Here is a 15,239-nt window from a genome sequence, read left to right as displayed (position 1 = left end):
CGCTCACCGCTCCGAGTGGCCCAGGGTCTTCTCCGGGGCCACTCGGTCGCGTACGAGACGCTTGACGGCCGTCGGCTCCGGGAACCCCTGCTCGCGGCGGTCCCAGACGACCTCGTCGTCGACACGTACGACGAACACACCGCCGGTGCCGGGCTTGAGGGCGAGTTCCGTCAGCTCGGTCTCGAAGGTGGTGAGGAGTTCCTGGGCGAGCCAGGAGGCGCGGGGCAGCCAGCGGCACTGGGTGCAGTACTCGATCTGGACGCGATGGGCGTCCGCGCCCGCGCTCCCCGCCGGGTTGCCTGTGTTCTCTGTGTTCTCTGGGGGCATCGTGGTCATTCGAGGTGTACCGACCAATCCTGTTCCGCCGCCGGTTTGCCGTGCAGGTCGGGGACCTGTTTGAGCCAGTCCGGCCGGTCTCGCCGGGTCTTCGCCGCGCGGTCCGCGTCCTCCGTGGCGAGTTGTTCCCTGGTGGGGAAGTCCGTGGGCAGCCACAGTGCCGAGGCCCGCACGCGGGCGAGGAGATAGCGGACGTACACGTCACGCACCTCGTCCGGGGTCGCGAAACCCGGCTCGTCGGCGAGCCAGGCGTCGGGCACCTCCGCCGTGATCCCGCGCAGCAGCTCCTCGGTCACGAGGGGCGCGAGCGCCGCGTCCGCCGCGCGGGTGTCCGGGGTGCAGCCGCCGAGAGCGTGGCGCTTGAAGTCGTACGCCTTCTCCGGCGCCGAGGTGTCCCAGCGGTGGTGGAAGACGAGAGCCGCGCCGTGGTCGATCAGCCACAGGCGCGGGGGCGCGACGCCGAGCGTGGGCCAGATCATCAGGTTCGAACTGTGCACCGTGCGGTCGACGTTGACGGTGAGGGCGTCCAGCCAGATCACCTTGCCCGCCTCCAGCGGGTCCACGGCGAACGTCCTGGCGATCTCCGGGGTGAAGTCCTTCGCGCCCGACAGGTAGTCCATGCCGAGGTTGAGCCCGGCGCTGGCGCGCAGCAGGTCCTGGACCTCCTGGTGGGGCTCGTGCGCGGCCACTTCCGGGTCGAAGTGCACGAGGACCAGCTCGGGGAACCGCAGCCCGAGGGCGCGCGCCAGTTCTCCTACGATCACCTCGGCGACCAGCGCCTTCGTGCCCTGCGCGGAGCCCGTGAACTTGACGACGTAGGTGCCGAGGTCGTCGGCCTCGACCAGGCCGGGCAGTGAGCCGCCTTCGCGCAGGGGCGTGAGGTAGCGGGTCGCGGAGACCTCGTTCAGCATGCGCCCCGACTCCCCGGCTCTCCCGACATGAGATGAGCATCGTAACCGAGCGTGATACGCCCCCCGTGGGACGTCCCCCGAGCCGGATCGCCCGGAGATCCACGCACAGTATGAACAGAACTGCCAGGTCAATGGTGTGTGAGCTCGCTCGTTCCTAGCATCGCAGCACTCGGCGCGACGGTGCGCCGCTGAATCCAGGAGCGTCGCCTTGCACAGCTCACGCCGGAACAGCCTCTTCCCCTGGCAGAACAGGGCCCTTCCACGGCCTGCGCGGGCCGGCGTGCGGCGGGGCCTGGCGGTGGCTGCCGGTGTCGCGGGCCTCCTCGTCGGGTCGCTGGGCGGTGGCGGCACCGCCCAGGCCGTCCAGGCGCGGCCCGAACCGGTCGCCTGTCCGGCGAACGTGGGCGACAAGGCCACCTGCTACACCGGCCAGGACCGCAACGGGGCCTACTACGCGATCGCCGTTCCCAAGCGGTGGAACGGTTCACTGGTGGTGCACGCCCACGGCGGTCCCGACCTGGGCGAGGGGTCGGATCCCGGGCGGAGCGTCGGTGACCTGGACCGCTGGTCGGTGATGGTGGACCAGGGCTACGCGTGGGCAGGTTCGTCCTACCGGCGGGGTGGTTACGGGACCCGGATGGCGGCCGCCGACACGGAGAACGTGCGCCGGCTGTTCGTCGACGAGTTCGGCAGGCCGAAGCGGACCTATGTGCACGGTCAGTCGTGGGGCGGGAACGTGGCCGCCAAGGTCGTGGAGGTCTACGGCAAGAAGCACGGCCCGTACGACGGCGCGCTGCTCACCAACGGAGTCATGGCCGGCGGCTCCCGTGGCTACGACTACCGTGTCGACCTTCGCGTCGTGTACCAGTACTACTGCCAGAACCTGCCGCGTCCCAGCGAGCCGCAGTACCCGCTGTGGCAGGGGCTGCGGCCCTCGTCGACCCTGACGTCGGCGGGTCTCAAGGCCCGTCTGGAGGAGTGCACGGGGGTCGCCTCCGCCCCGGAGGCGCGCACCGCGGCGCAGCAGCGCGACCTCGACGACATCCTGGCGGTCACGGGCATCCCGGAGCGGACGCTGGAGTCGCACCTGCGTTTCTCCGTGTTCACCTTCCGCGACATCGTGCACAACCGGCTCGGCGACCGGAATCCCTTCTCCAACGTCGGGGTGCGGTACTCCGGTTCGCACGACGACGCGGCGCTGAACGCGGGCGTCGAGCGCTTCTCCGCGGACCCCGCCGCCCGACGTGACCTGGGCTACGACAGCGACCTCACGGGGCAGGTGTCGATCCCCGTCCTCACCATGCACGCCATCGACGACCCCACCGCGTTCGTCGAGCACGAGGCCGCCTACCTGGCGAGCCTCAGGGGCGCCCACCGCGAGCAGAACCTCGTGCAGACCTTCACCACGGAGACCGAGCACAGCGAGCTGAGCAACGCCGAGTACGCCAACTCCATCACCTCGCTCGCCACTTGGGTGCGTACCGGGAAGAAGCCCACACCTCGGTCCATCGCGGCGTCGTGTGCCGCGTTCGACCGCGCCTACGGCACGGGGTGCTTCTACGACCCCGGCTTCCACCCGTCGCCGTACGCCTCTCGTGTCCTGCCGCGGCCGGGCAGGCTGTCGTGGCCGGCCATGACCGCCTCCCAGGAGAGGTCCTGGAGCCGGATCGACGGGGTGGGAATCGCCCCATGAGTGCGGCCCCCGCCGCGCCACGCCGTGCGGGTCAGTGCAGCCGGGCCCCGGCCAGCGGATTCGGCAGCGGCACGTATCTGGCGTCCGCGCCGTCCGCTCCTGTCCAGCGCAGCAGGAGATTCGTCTTGCCGGGGAGCGAGGGCGAGGAGAGCAACTCCGCGATTTCGGGGAGGTCGTGGCGGGCCAGTTCGGTGCGTACGGCGGGCCACGGGTCCCAGCCCGGGTGCTGCTCCGCGAGGAGGGCCGCGAGTTCGGTGATGTTGTTGACGACCAGGCAGTAGACGAGCCGCTCCCACCCGGCGGCCCGGTCCACGTCCTCCAGGAGCTTCACCCCCTCCGCGTCCCGGAAGAGTGCCTGCACGGGCGTGCCGTCTGCGTCCACCGCCAGCACCGTGTTCTGCAGGTGCGCCTCGACCACGACACCGTGGCGCGCGAACACCTCCAGCACCGGGGGCACGACCTCGCGCAGGTACGCCGCCCACCAGGCGGCGGGGTCGGTGAGGTGGTCGAGGGGGCTGCCGTCGAAGCCTTCCACGAGGGCGGCCGCGAGAAGCGGGGTCGCCCCGGGGACGACGTGGGCGCGCAGTCCGTCGCGGACCATGACGGCGAGTTCCTCGAAGGCGAAGTCGGCGGTGCGGTAGCCGCGGTCGCTCAGCCAGGCGGCGGGGCCGGGGAGGGCCGCGAAGGCCGTGGCGGTCGCCTCGTCCGTGCGGCGCAGTCTCAGCAGGTCGTGTCGCCACAGTCGGCGGATGTCGTTGGTGATGCGCACGTCGAGGCTGAACTTGAGGAAGAGGTCGTCCACGGGGTCGTACAACGTGCGGATCGCGGCCGTGGGCCAGAGCGGGTGCCCGGTGCGCCCCAGCCGCAGGAGCCGGCCGTCCGCGAAGGCGTCCCGGATCTCCGGGCGGGCGGCGACCAGGTCGAGCTGCCAGGGGTGTGCGGGGAGCGTCCGGTAGCCGGGCGGCGGGTTGCCGAGGCCGTCGAGCGCTGTCGTGTCGCCCTCCTCGACGAGCGCGTCCTCGCGCACCGCGAGCAGTTCGAGCGGGAAGCGGGCGTACGCCTCGGGCGCGTACGGCAGCCAGCCGGTCACCGGTCCGCCGCCGCGGGCCTTGGGCGCGGGGTGGTGCGGATGCCCGGTGATCAGGGACTGTTCGGAGCGCAGATACGGGTCCTGGGGCGCGGTGGCGCGGGTGCGGGCGGCGAGGATCGCGGCGACCACGTCCCGGCTCTCGGTCATCTCGGCGGGCAGCCCGGGGTTGCACACACCGGTGTGGGCGCGTAGTTCCCCGGCGGTGAGTTCGACCAACTCGGTGTGGGTGAGCGGGTGCCAGGCGCCATCGGCGTACACCTCGGGCCGGGTCGGCCGGCGCGGGCCACGGACCCTCATCAGACGGCCACTCGCACGGAGTCGGTAGTGCCCGGGATCCTCGGCGGGCTCCCCGACCTCCCGCAGCAGGCAGTTGAGCAGCGGCGCCGCCGCGTAGGCGTCGGCCGCTTCTTCCGCCTCGGGCGGGGGGAACATGGGGGGCATCGGGTCCGTGCGATCCGTTCGTTCCATACGGTGCTCTGGTGATCATTATGTCTGTCGTCGGCGGCGACCGCGACGACAGTCCCTCGTCGTGGGTGACCGCGCGACGACAGTCCCCGTACCGAAGGAGCCGCACCGTGCACCGTCCCCCCGCCCCCGAGGCCGAAGCCGCGCTCGCGGACGAACTGAGCGTCGTGCGGCCCGGCCTCTCGGCACCGTATGCCGCCGAGTTGCCCGGCGCGCGGGCGGCCGTGCTGACCCGCCTCTGGCGTGCGCTGGCGTACGAGCCGATGCCGTGGGTCGCGCGCCGCGAGAGGGGGCACGAGGGGCTCACGCTGCACCTGGCCGACGGCCGCCGGCTGCACGGGCCCCCTGCGGATCCCTACGCGACCGCCGCGTACGTCACGGAGGTGCGGCTCGACGGTACGCCGCACGAGCGTCCCGACCGGCTCGTCCTGGACCTCGCCGTTCCGCACGCTGCCGAATTCGCCGCCGAACTCGCCAACAGCGTCGCCTCGTTGGCGTTGTCCCGCGCCGGTCAGCCCGCCTCCGGCGATGAGCCGGTCACCGGCTGGGAGTGGGAACAGCGGGTCGTCGACGGGCATCCCTATCACCCCAACTGCCGTTCGCGGCCGGGGTTCTCGGCGGCCGAGCAGCTCGCGTACGGGCCGGAGCACCGGCCGCTGGTGCAGCTGGGGCTGGTGCCCGCGGACGACTTCCTCGTCACGGGCGAGTGGCCGAAGTGGCTGCGGGACGGGGAACGGGTGCTGATCCCGGTCCATCCGTGGCAGGCGGCACATGTGCTCAAGGGTGCGGCCGAGGGATCCCAAGAGGGCTTCGCCGCGCATCCGTTGATGTCCCTGCGCACGCTCGCCCTGCCGGACGGCCCGCACGTCAAGACGGCGCTGAGCGCCCGGCTGACCTCCTCCGTGCGGGACATCTCGGTGTACTCGATCGGGACGGCCGCGACCGTCTCGGCGTTCATGGAGACGATGGTGAAGCGGCTGGACGAACCGCTGCACATCACCCGGACGCTCGGCGCCGCCACCGCCAACAGTCCCGATCTGGCGGCGGTGTTGAGGGAGTCGCCGGACATGTACGCGAACCCCGGCGAGCGGGTCGTCCCGGTGGCGGCCCTCGCCACCACCGGGTTGCCCCGGTCCGCCGCCTGGCTGGCCGAGTTCACCCGGCTCGCCCTCACCGTCTGCCTGCGTCTGCTCGACCTGGGTGTGGCCCTGGAGGCGCACGGCCAGAACCTCCTCGTGGTCCTCTCCCCCTCGGGCGCACCTCTGCGGCTCGTCTACCGCGACCTCGCCGACATCCGGGTCAGCCCGGCCCGCCTGGCCCGTCACGGCGTTCCGGTGCCGGACCTCGCCGGCCGTATCGTCACGGACGACGAGACCGTCCTGCGCCGCAAGCTGTTCGGCGCCCTGGTCGGCGGCACGCTGGGCGCGACAGCGGGATCGACGCCCGCTCTGCGCGAGGCACTGGAGACGGTCGTACCCGAACTGCCGTACACCCCGGACCTCGCGGCCCTGCGGAGCGAACCGTTGCCCACCAAGGCGCTGACCCTGATGCGGCTGTCCCCCGAGACGCCCGGGGACAGCTGGGCGCGGCTTCCCAACCCGCTTGTCACCGCCTCCTCTTGAGGTCTCGATCTCACATCTCTGTCCGAGGTCTCGATTTGAGGTCTCGTTTTGAAGCACGGCACCTTTGGTCAATAGGATCCGCCGATGATCACAAGACAACGGCTGGCGACAGGGTTCTGCGCCCTGCTCGCCGCCCTGACGGCCGGAATCGCCCATCCGGCCGGCGCGATCGCCGACGAAACGGCGGAGCAGGCCGCTCCCAAGGTCAACCTCGTACTGGACGTCAGCGGTTCGATGCGGGCCACCGACATCGACGGCAAGTCACGTATGGCCGCGGCCAAGCAGGCGTTCAACGAGGTGCTCGACGCGACACCCGAGGAGGTCCAGCTCGGGATACGCACACTCGGCGCCGACTACCCCGGCGACAACCAGAAGACGGGGTGCAAGGACACCGCGCAGCTCTACCCGGTCGGCCCGCTGGACCGGACCGAGGCGAAGACCGCCGTCGCGACGCTCGTCCCCACCGGCTGGACCCCGATCGGACCCGCGCTGCTCAAGGCGGCCGAGGATCTCGACGGCGGCGACGGGTCCAAGCGCATCGTCCTCATCAGTGACGGCGAGGACACCTGCGCCCCGCTCGACCCGTGCGAGGTGGCCCGGGAGATCGCGGCCAAGGGGATCGGTCTCACCATCGACACGCTCGGCCTGGTGCCGAACACCAAGATGCGTGAACAGCTGAGCTGCATCGCCGAAGCCACCGGCGGTACGTACACGTCGGTGGAGCACACCGACGAACTCACCGACAAGGTGAACCAGTTGGTGGACCGCGCCGCCGATCCGGTGGTGGTTCCGCAGGCCGTTGTGGGCGCCGAGACGTGCGCCAAGGCGCCCACGATCGAATCGGGGCTCTTCACCGACCGCGAGGAGTTCGCCCAGCACCGCTGGTACCGGGTGGACGTGAAACCGGGTCAGGAACTGCGCGCCTCGGTGAGCGTGGCGGCGGACCGCGAAGTCCGCCCGGACTATGGGGTGTTGCTGCGTGCCGTCACGCTCAGCGGTCGGGAGATCGTCCGCGGTGAGGCCGCGGGCACCGGCCGGACCGATGCCATCTCGACGGGTCTGCGCTATCCAAAGGCCGAGAGCGACGACGAGGAAGCCGCCGCCGAGACGGTGTGTCTCCAGGTCGCCAACTCCTTCTCGCCCGCCACGGGCGTGAAGACCACACCCGGTCTGCCGCTGGAGCTGACGGTCGACGTCGTCGACGCGCCGGACCAGGCCTCCGACGTGGCCTCGTTCGGCCTCGGCCGCGGCTGGTGGCTGCTCGGCGCCCTCGTGCTCACCGGCTTCCTCGCGGGTGTGCTGTGGGGCTGGATCTCGCGTCTGCGGGTAGCGGTCTGGAGGACCAACTGATGCGTGTCCGACGAGTGTTGACCGCCACCCTGCTGTTGCTCGGGGTGGCCGCCTCTCCCGCCGTCGCCGACTCCTCGCCCTCGGCGAGCGCGTCGGACGACAGTGCCGCGCCCACCCAGGCCGGCACCTCGTTCCGTACGGCGACCGAGATCGAGCAGGGACAGCAGGCCACCGCGAGCGGGTCCTCGGGTGACTACCTGTACTGGTCGTTCCCCGCGGACGCCGGCCAACGGCCCACCGTGAAGGCGACAGTGAAGCTCCCGGACGCCTCGGCGCGGACCGCCGCGCAGACCTGGCAGCTCGACGTGTACGACGGGCTGCGACGGCGCCAGGCGTGCCAGTACGGGGCGCAGACGCGGACGGCGGCGCGGGACGCGGCGTCCGTCGAGCTGTCCTGCACGCTGCGTAACGTCCGTGCCTGGTCGGAGACATGGGCCAACGACCCGCTGCCGGGGACGTACTACATCCGGCTGACCGCCACCGGGCTGCCGGCCGCCGAGCTCGGGCTGCCGCTCAGCACCGAGGTTCGGGTGTCCTCCAAGGACGTCGGCGGTGCGGGCGCGGTGGACGGGTCGCTCGCACAGCCGCTGATTCCCGGCGTCGCGACGACCGGTGACACCTCGTCCGACGAGTCCGAGGACTCGGACTCGGACTCGGACACGGCGACCCTGTCGTCCCTCGAGCCCGATGACGGCTGGGCCTCCGGGTGGTGGTCCGACCGTTGGGTCTGGACCGCGATCGGTGGCGTGCTCGCCGCGTTGGCGGGTATCGGCGGGTACGCGCTGACCCGGGGGGCGGGTCGGCCTCCGCGGGTGCCGCGGGGGGTCTGACCTGTGGGCGGGGGTGGGTTTTTTCGCCCCCTCCGCCCCTACCCGTCCCGTCCCTGGGGGCTGCGCCCCCAGACCCCCCTTTCGCGCTCCGCGCTCGTCCTCAAACGCCGGACGGGCTGAAAGATTTTCAACCCTCCCGCAACCCCTTCGCCAGCGCCCCCTCCCCCGCCACCACGACCCGCCCCTCCCGCACCGCGTCGAGCAGGGTCAACTCCCCCCGGCTCACGGCCTCGCAGGTCCACGTGTCGAGGGACAGCCGGGCGTCCGGCTCCTCCCGGGCGGGCCCGTCCCCGTACACGGGCCCGCCGTCGGCTCCGAGCCACACATGGAACTCCCCCTCGTCGAGGCGGACTTCGACCAGCCCCACCCCCTCCAGTCCCCGCAGCAGCGGCAACGCGAACCAGTGCGCCCGCACGGCGTCGGTGGGCCGCCGCTCGCCCAGCTCGGCGGTGCCCCAGTCCCCGAGGGCCTGCAGCACCGGAAGCAACTCCCTCCCGCGGGAGGTGAGTTCGTACACGTACGCCGCGCCGGGCGGCGGAAGGCGCCGCCGCGTCGTCAGCCCGTCGCGCTCCATGTCCTTGAGCCGGGACGCGAGGACGTCCGTACTCACGCCGGGCAGGTCCGCGTGCAGATCCGTGTAGCGACGCGGCCCGCCGAGGAGTTCGCGGACGATCAGGAGGGTCCAGCGGTCCCCGACGGCGTCGAGCGCCCGGGCGGCGGAACAGTACTGGTCGTAGCTTCGGCGAGGTGACATGTGACGCAGTCTAGACATGTCATTGGACTTTCCAAGCGCCCACTTGGTAAAACCAAGCGATACAACGAACCGGAGGGCACAGCGCATGGAGTTCCGGCAGTCGAGCAAACTCAGCGAGGTCTGTTACGAGATCCGGGGCCCGGTGATCGAGCAGGCCAACGCGCTGGAGGAGGCGGGCCACAGCGTGCTGCGCCTGAACACCGGCAACCCCGCGCTCTTCGGCTTCGAGGCGCCGGACGAGATCCTCCAGGACATGATCCGGATGCTCCCCCAGGCGCACGGCTACACGGACTCGCGCGGCATCCTCTCCGCCCGCCGCGCGGTGGCCCAGCGCTACCAGGACCGCGGCCTGGAGGTCGGCGTCGACGACGTCTTCCTCGGCAACGGCGTCTCCGAACTGGTGTCGATGGCCGTACAGGCGCTGGTCGAGGACGGCGACGAAGTCCTCATCCCCGCACCGGACTTCCCGTTGTGGACGGCGGTGACCACACTCGCCGGCGGCAAGGCCGTGCACTACCTCTGCGACGAACAGTCCGACTGGTACCCGGACCTGGCCGACATGGCCGCGAAGATCACCGACCGGACGCGCGCCGTGGTCATCATCAACCCCAACAACCCGACCGGAGCGGTGTATCCCAAGGAGATCATCGAGGGCATCCTGGACCTCGCGCGCCGCCACGGTCTGATGGTGTTCGCCGACGAGATCTACGACCAGATCCTGTACGACGACGCCGTGCACCACACGGCCGCCGCACTCGCCCCCGACCTGGTCGTCCTCACCTTCTGCGGACTGTCGAAGACCTACCGCGTCGCCGGATTCCGCTCCGGATGGCTGGTCGTCACCGGCCCCAAGCAGCACGCGCGCAGCTATCTGGAGGGCCTGACGATGCTCGCCTCCATGCGGCTGTGCGCCAACGCCCCCGCCCAGTACGCCATTCAGGCCGCGCTCGGCGGCCGTCAGTCCATCCACGAACTCACCGCTCCCGGGGGCCGCCTGCACGAACAGCGCGACCGCGCCTGGGAGAAGCTCAACGAGATCCCCGGCGTCTCGTGCGTGAAACCGAAGGGCGCGCTGTACGCCTTCCCGCGCATCGACCCCGCGGTCCACAAGATCCACGACGACGAGAAGTTCGTCCTGGACCTCCTCCTCCGCGAGAAGATCCAGGTCGTCCAGGGCACGGGTTTCAACTGGCCCAGACCCGACCACTTCCGCATCCTCACCCTCCCCTACGCCGACGACCTCGACGCGGCGATCAGCCGGATCGGGCGGTTCCTGAGCGGGTACCGGCAGTAGCGCCGACCGGCTCAGCAGGGTGTGCGGCCACCGCCCGGCGGTGACACCGTACGGAGGGACAGTCACGCGCGAAGAGCGCGAAGAGCGCAAGCGGCGGAAAGGGTTCGGCGATGGGTGACCTTCTCCTCGTACGGCACGGTGAGACCGAGTGGTCGTTGTCCGGACGGCACACGGGTTCGACCGACATCCCGCTGACCGACAACGGACGGGAGCAGGCACGCAGGATCGCCCCGCTGATCGCCCGGCACCACATCGCGGCGGCGTTCGTCAGCCCGATGCGGCGGGCCCAGGAGACGGCAAGGCTGGCCGGGATCGGCGGTGCGCGGGTCGACGCGGACCTGTCGGAGTGGGACTACGGCGGGTACGAGGGAATCACCACGGTCGACATCCACCGGACCAGGCCGGACTGGTTCCTGTTCACCGACGGGGTCACCGCCGGTCCGCCCGAGCACCCCGGGGAGAGCCCCGACGAGGTCGGGGCCCGCGCGGAGCGGATGCTGGCCAAGATCGACGCGGCGCTCGCCGAGTCGGAGGGCAGCGTGGTGGTGGTGTCCCACGGGCACTTCCTGCGGGTGCTGACCGCACGGCGGCTGGGACTGCCCGCCGGGGACGGCGCCCTGTTCCAGCTCGCCACCGGGACGATGAGCCGGCTGAGCACCGAGCACCGGCGCCATGTGGTGGCCGGCTGGAATGTCAGACCCGACTCGTACTGTTCTCATGGGCCGCTCTCCCCGGCGGGACAGGGGCCCGAGGAGCACTGACCGACGGCGGAGGGAGCGTGCCGTGACACCAGCGCCGACCGCCGCACAGCGGCGTGTCATCGACGCCGCCGACCCTGTGACCGGGCGGCTCAAGGGCACGGAGGCCCAGCTCGCCGCACTGGTGAAGCGAGGGCTCGCCTTTCGGCATCCCAGACCGCCGCACGCCCACTTCCTGACGCCTGCCGGACACCGTGTACGAGAGGCCCCCGAGCCGGAAACCGAACCGGCGATCGAACAGCCCGAGGCCGAAGCCTCGGGCGTGTTCGCCGCGCGCATCGGCGGTGAGGAGGCGGCCGACACCGGGCCCGCCCGGCTGCGCGAGGTGCACAGCGCCTGGCAGGGACTCCTCGAGATGCGCCGGATGACCAATCCGGACGGCGCCACGGACCGTCCGTGCGGGTGGGAGCGGACCCATCTGGTGCGGGCGGCCGCGCTCGCCCTGGAGGCGGCCGGCCACCGGCCCGCGGACGCGGATGCCGCGAGCGGGGGCTATCGGGTGCGCGCGACACCGCAGCCGGAGGCCGTCGCCGTGCGCGAGCCGGACCCCGGGGCGCTGCGTGCGTGCGCGGCCACGCTGGAGAAGGCGGGCTGGCAGGCCGGCGAGCACACGGAGCCGCGCACCGGGACCCGCTATGTACTGGCTTCACCCCGGCGTGCGTGAGGAGGGCGGAATGGCTTGCTGTAGAAGGGAGTTGGACTCGATTGGATCAGACCTGACCGTCGTTTAGGGAGCAGTCGTGGCAGAGCAGTTCTCCGTCCCGGTGACCGTCCGCGGGTACGAGACCGATGTGCAGGCACACCTCAACCAGAGCGTCTATCTCCAGTACGCGGAGCACGCCCGCTGGTCGCTGTTGCAGGCGGCCGGGATCAGCCAGCGGAAGCTGATGGACAAGGGCGTGGGCCCGGTGGCGCTGGAGACGACCATCCGCTATCTGCGGGAACTGCGCGCGGGTGACGAGGTCGAGGTGACCTGCGGTTTCTCCTGGGGGGAGGGAAAGACCTTCCGGATCGAGCAGACCATACGCAAGACGGACGGCACGGTCTCCGCCGAACTCACGGGCGTCGGCGGACTGCTGGACCTGAAGGAGCGCAGACTTCTGACGGACCCCCGGGAGTGCTTCCGCGCGCTGGCCGACGATCCGCGGTGGTTCGACTTCTGAGGGACCCCGCGGACCGGCTCTCCTCGCCCGCCCGCCCGGCGAGGGCAGGCGGCCTACGCGTCCAGCAGCTCGGGCCGGTGCTCGGCGTCGTAGGCCGCGCGTGACTCGGCGATGGTGCCGCGGTGCCGCTCGGCCCAGTCCGTGAGGGACAGCAGCGTCTCGTACAACTCATGGGCCACCGGTGTGAGTTCGTACTCCACCTTCGGCGGCACCGTGGGATGGACGGTGCGTGTGACAAGTCCGTCGCGCTCCAGATTGCGCAGGGTGAGGGACAGCATTCGGCGGCTGATGCCCTCCACGCTGCGCTCCAGTTCGGTGAACCGGATCGGGCCGTGCGCGGCGGCCACGATGATCAGCACGCTCCATTTTCCGGCGACCCTGTCAAGAACCTCGCGGACCGGGCACGCCTGCGCGTGCACTGCCTGCGGGGTAACACCGGTGTTCCCCTGGGACATCGAAGTGCCTCCTTATGCCGGTCTCCATGGTCACTCACGATGTACCCCGTTACAAGTCGTGCACCTATGGAGAACGCCGAGGTCATCGCCATGCAGTTCCGTACCGCGCCGCCCGTCCAACGACCGTACTCCCGCTGGGCGGCCCTGGCCGTCCTGTGCGCGGGCACCCTGATGACGATCCTGGACGGGAACATCGTCACGGTCGCGATGCCCGCGATCCAGGGCGACCTCGGCTTCTCCGGCCCCGGTCTCGCCTGGGTCGTGAACGCCTACCTGATTCCCTTCGGCGGGCTGCTCCTGCTCGTGGGGCGGCTCGGGGACCTGGTGGGCCGCAAGCGGATGTTCGTCACCGGGCTCGCCGTGTTCACCTCGGCGTCCGTCCTGTGCGGAGTCGCCACCAGCCAGGGCATGCTGGTCGCCGCCCGCGCACTTCAGGGTGTCGGCGGGGCGATGACCTCGGCCGTGGTCCTCGGCATGCTGGTCTCCCTGTTCCCCGAGCCCCGTGAACGGGCCCGCGCCATCGCGGTGTTCAGCGCGGTCGGCGCGGGCGGCGGCGCACTGGGCACCTTCCTCGGCGGGGCGCTGACGCAGGCGGCCGGCTGGCACTGGATCTTCCTGATCAACCTGCCGATCGGGGTGCTGGCGTTGTTCGCGGCGCTCCGGATCCTCGCTCCCGATCAGGGAGCCGGTCTCGGAGAGGGCGCCGACTATCCCGGGGCGGCGCTGGTCACCGGCGCGCTGATGCTGACCGTGTACACGATCATCGGCGCCGGCGACCGCTCGCCGGTCGGCACGCTCGCCCTCGCCGCCATGTCGCTCGCCTTCTTCACCGGCTTCACCTTGTGGCAGACGCGGGCCGCCCGGCCGCTGTTGCGACTGCGGCTCTTCCGCTCCCGCGCCCTGACGGGTGCCAACGGCGTCCAGATCCTGCTGATCGCGGGGATGTACGGCTTCCAGTTCATCGGCGCGCTCTACCTGCAACGCGTGCTGGGCTACGACGAGTTGCTCACCGGTACGGCTTTCCTGCCCGCGCCGGTCGCGATCGGAGTGCTGATGCTGACCCTGTCGGCGCGGACGATCGCCCGCTTCGGCCCCTACCGGGTGCTGCTCGCCGGACTGGTCCTCATCACCGCGGGCATGGCACTTCTCAGCCGGGCCCCGGCCGACGGCGGTTACCTCGCCGATGTCCTGCCGCCGCTGCTTCTGCTCGCCGCCGGATTCGCGGCCGCGATGCCCGCGGTCACCGGGCTCGCCATGTCGGGCGCCCGCGAGGAGGACGCGGGCCTGGCCTCCGGACTCTTCAACACCACACAGGTGGTGGGCGGTTCACTGGGCCTAGCGGTCCTCACGACACTGGCGGCGAGCCGCACGGAGCGGCTGCTCGGCGGCGGCGCGCCACTCGTCACCGCGACGGCGGACGGCTATCGGCTGGCGTTCACCGTGGCCACCGGAATCACCGCGACCGCGCTGGTGCTGGCAGCGGTTCTTTTGCGAACGCGACGACTTTCCGCCACCGATGAGGACACGTCGGCGGTCCGGGTCGCCACCCGCGCCTGACCGGGACCGCGCCGGCCTCCATTACTTCCTGACGGGTATACGTCAACCCCAATCTCTGGTAGGAAACTTTCCTAACAGTACGCGGAAGCGACACACCCCCCAACGGAGGTACCGTGCACACCCCCCACATACGCACGTCACGACGCACCCTGCTCGCGGTGATCGGAGCTTCACTGGTGGCAGGTCCCGTCCTCGCGACCCAGTCCGCGACCGCCGCGGCGATCGGTCTGGACGACCCGGCGAAGAAGGAGATCGCCATGAAGCTGGTGTCCAGCGCGGAGAACTCCTCGCTGGACTGGAAGGCGCAGTACCGCTACATCGAGGACATCAACGACGGGCGCGGCTACACGGCCGGGATCATCGGATTCTGCTCGGGCACCGGCGACATGCTCGACCTCGTCGAGCTGTACGCGCAACGCAGGCCCGGCAACGTCCTGGCCAAGTACCTGCCCGCCCTGCGCCAGGTCGACGGCACCGACTCGCACCAGGGCCTGGACCCCGGGTTCCCGGGCGACTGGGCGAGGGCGGCCCAGGACTCGGCGTTCCAGCAGGCCCAGAACGACGAGCGGGACCGTGTCTACTTCAACCCGGCCGTCGGGCAGGGCAAGGCCGACGGGATCGGCGTCCTAGGCCAGTTCACTTACTACGACGCCATCGTGATGCACGGCGACGGCGGCGACAGCACCAGCTTCAGCAGCATCCGCAGGCGGGCGCTGACCAAGGCGCAGCCGCCCGCCAGGGGTGGCGACGAGGTGACGTACCTGAACGCGTTCCTCGACGCGCGCGTCTGGGCGATGAAGCAGGAGGAGGCGCACGAGGACACCAGCCGGGTCGACACCGCGCAGCGGGTCTTCGTGCGGAACCGGAACCTGAACCTGAACACGCCGCTGGACTGGAAGGTGTACGGCGACAGTTTCCACATCGGCTGAGGCCGGTCCGTCCGTACCGCACCGTCGGTGAG

At 71.0% G+C, this 15,239-nt stretch carries 15 protein-coding genes; 10 read left to right on the top strand and 5 right to left on the bottom strand.

The annotated features are described in order from the left end of the window. Window positions 1-3 precede the first annotated feature (3 nt). A complete protein-coding gene (locus tag ACIBLC_RS02140) occupies window positions 4-327 on the bottom strand; it encodes a SelT/SelW/SelH family protein (RefSeq protein WP_399208683.1) in 324 nt (107 codons plus the stop codon). Window positions 328-332: 5 nt separating this feature from the next. After that, on the bottom strand, window positions 333-1,247 hold the full coding sequence (locus ACIBLC_RS02135) for a HipA family kinase (protein ID WP_399208682.1): 915 nt from the start codon (window positions 1,245-1,247) through the stop codon (window positions 333-335). Window positions 1,248-1,527: 280 nt separating this feature from the next. Here ACIBLC_RS02135 and ACIBLC_RS02130 point away from each other — a divergent pair, with 280 nt between their 5' ends. Next, a complete protein-coding gene (locus ACIBLC_RS02130) occupies window positions 1,528-2,940 on the top strand; it encodes a hypothetical protein (RefSeq protein ID WP_399209254.1) in 1,413 nt (470 codons plus the stop codon). Between the two features lie 31 nt (window positions 2,941-2,971). On the opposite strand, the gene ACIBLC_RS02125 is transcribed toward ACIBLC_RS02130, so the two are convergent. Beyond that, window positions 2,972-4,462: an IucA/IucC family protein gene (locus tag ACIBLC_RS02125; protein ID WP_399208681.1), complete on the bottom strand. Its 1,491-nt coding sequence runs from the start codon at window positions 4,460-4,462 to the stop codon at window positions 2,972-2,974. Between the two features lie 143 nt (window positions 4,463-4,605). Here ACIBLC_RS02125 and ACIBLC_RS02120 point away from each other — a divergent pair, with 143 nt between their 5' ends. The 3 genes from ACIBLC_RS02120 (at window position 4,606) to ACIBLC_RS02110 (ending at window position 8,297) form a co-directional block, all read left to right on the top strand. Continuing rightward, window positions 4,606-6,117: an IucA/IucC family protein gene (locus tag ACIBLC_RS02120; protein WP_399208680.1), complete on the top strand. Its 1,512-nt coding sequence runs from the start codon at window positions 4,606-4,608 to the stop codon at window positions 6,115-6,117. 84 nt (window positions 6,118-6,201) lie between these two features. Beyond that, complete coding sequence (locus ACIBLC_RS02115) at window positions 6,202-7,467, top strand: VWA domain-containing protein (protein ID WP_399208679.1); 1,266 nt, start codon at window positions 6,202-6,204, stop codon at window positions 7,465-7,467. After that, window positions 7,467-8,297 carry a hypothetical protein gene (locus ACIBLC_RS02110; protein WP_399208678.1) on the top strand — a complete coding sequence of 277 codons (831 nt, stop codon included), beginning with the start codon at window positions 7,467-7,469 and terminating at the stop codon, window positions 8,295-8,297. The genes ACIBLC_RS02115 and ACIBLC_RS02110 overlap by 1 nt, the downstream gene beginning before the upstream one ends. 127 nt (window positions 8,298-8,424) lie before the next feature. Here the strand turns inward: ACIBLC_RS02110 and ACIBLC_RS02105 are convergent, their stop codons facing one another. Further along, a complete protein-coding gene (locus ACIBLC_RS02105) occupies window positions 8,425-9,051 on the bottom strand; it encodes a winged helix-turn-helix transcriptional regulator (protein WP_399208677.1) in 627 nt (208 codons plus the stop codon). An 85-nt stretch (window positions 9,052-9,136) separates the two neighbouring features. Here ACIBLC_RS02105 and ACIBLC_RS02100 point away from each other — a divergent pair, with 85 nt between their 5' ends. The 4 genes from ACIBLC_RS02100 to ACIBLC_RS02085 all read left to right on the top strand — a co-directional run bounded on the left by ACIBLC_RS02100 (window position 9,137) and on the right by ACIBLC_RS02085 (window position 12,266). Then, window positions 9,137-10,345 (top strand): pyridoxal phosphate-dependent aminotransferase, encoded by a 1,209-nt coding sequence (locus tag ACIBLC_RS02100; RefSeq protein ID WP_399208676.1) that lies wholly within the window; start codon window positions 9,137-9,139, stop codon window positions 10,343-10,345. A gap of 110 nt (window positions 10,346-10,455) precedes the next feature. After that, a complete protein-coding gene (locus tag ACIBLC_RS02095; protein WP_399208675.1) occupies window positions 10,456-11,106 on the top strand; it encodes a histidine phosphatase family protein in 651 nt (216 codons plus the stop codon). 22 nt (window positions 11,107-11,128) lie between these two features. After that, window positions 11,129-11,767 (top strand): hypothetical protein, encoded by a 639-nt coding sequence (locus tag ACIBLC_RS02090; RefSeq protein WP_399208674.1) that lies wholly within the window; start codon window positions 11,129-11,131, stop codon window positions 11,765-11,767. A 76-nt stretch (window positions 11,768-11,843) separates the two neighbouring features. Further along, window positions 11,844-12,266 carry an acyl-CoA thioesterase gene (locus ACIBLC_RS02085; RefSeq protein WP_399208673.1) on the top strand — a complete coding sequence of 141 codons (423 nt, stop codon included), beginning with the start codon at window positions 11,844-11,846 and terminating at the stop codon, window positions 12,264-12,266. A gap of 53 nt (window positions 12,267-12,319) precedes the next feature. On the opposite strand, the gene ACIBLC_RS02080 is transcribed toward ACIBLC_RS02085, so the two are convergent. Beyond that, window positions 12,320-12,721: a winged helix-turn-helix transcriptional regulator gene (locus ACIBLC_RS02080; RefSeq protein WP_399208672.1), complete on the bottom strand. Its 402-nt coding sequence runs from the start codon at window positions 12,719-12,721 to the stop codon at window positions 12,320-12,322. 66 nt (window positions 12,722-12,787) lie between these two features. Here ACIBLC_RS02080 and ACIBLC_RS02075 point away from each other — a divergent pair, with 66 nt between their 5' ends. Together ACIBLC_RS02075 and ACIBLC_RS02070 are read left to right on the top strand one after the other, a co-directional pair. Continuing rightward, window positions 12,788-14,278, top strand: a complete 1,491-nt coding sequence (locus ACIBLC_RS02075; RefSeq protein ID WP_399208671.1) for an MFS transporter — start codon at window positions 12,788-12,790, stop codon at window positions 14,276-14,278. Window positions 14,279-14,391: 113 nt separating this feature from the next. Further along, window positions 14,392-15,207 carry a chitosanase gene (locus ACIBLC_RS02070; protein WP_399208670.1) on the top strand — a complete coding sequence of 272 codons (816 nt, stop codon included), beginning with the start codon at window positions 14,392-14,394 and terminating at the stop codon, window positions 15,205-15,207. The last annotated feature ends 32 nt before the right edge of the window (window positions 15,208-15,239 follow it).

This window comes from Streptomyces sp. NPDC050535 (assembly GCF_044457665.1).
GTDB lineage: Bacteria > Actinomycetota > Actinomycetes > Streptomycetales > Streptomycetaceae > Streptomyces.
Note: the sequence above shows the minus strand (reverse complement) of the source record. Positions and strands in the feature narration are given on the sequence as shown.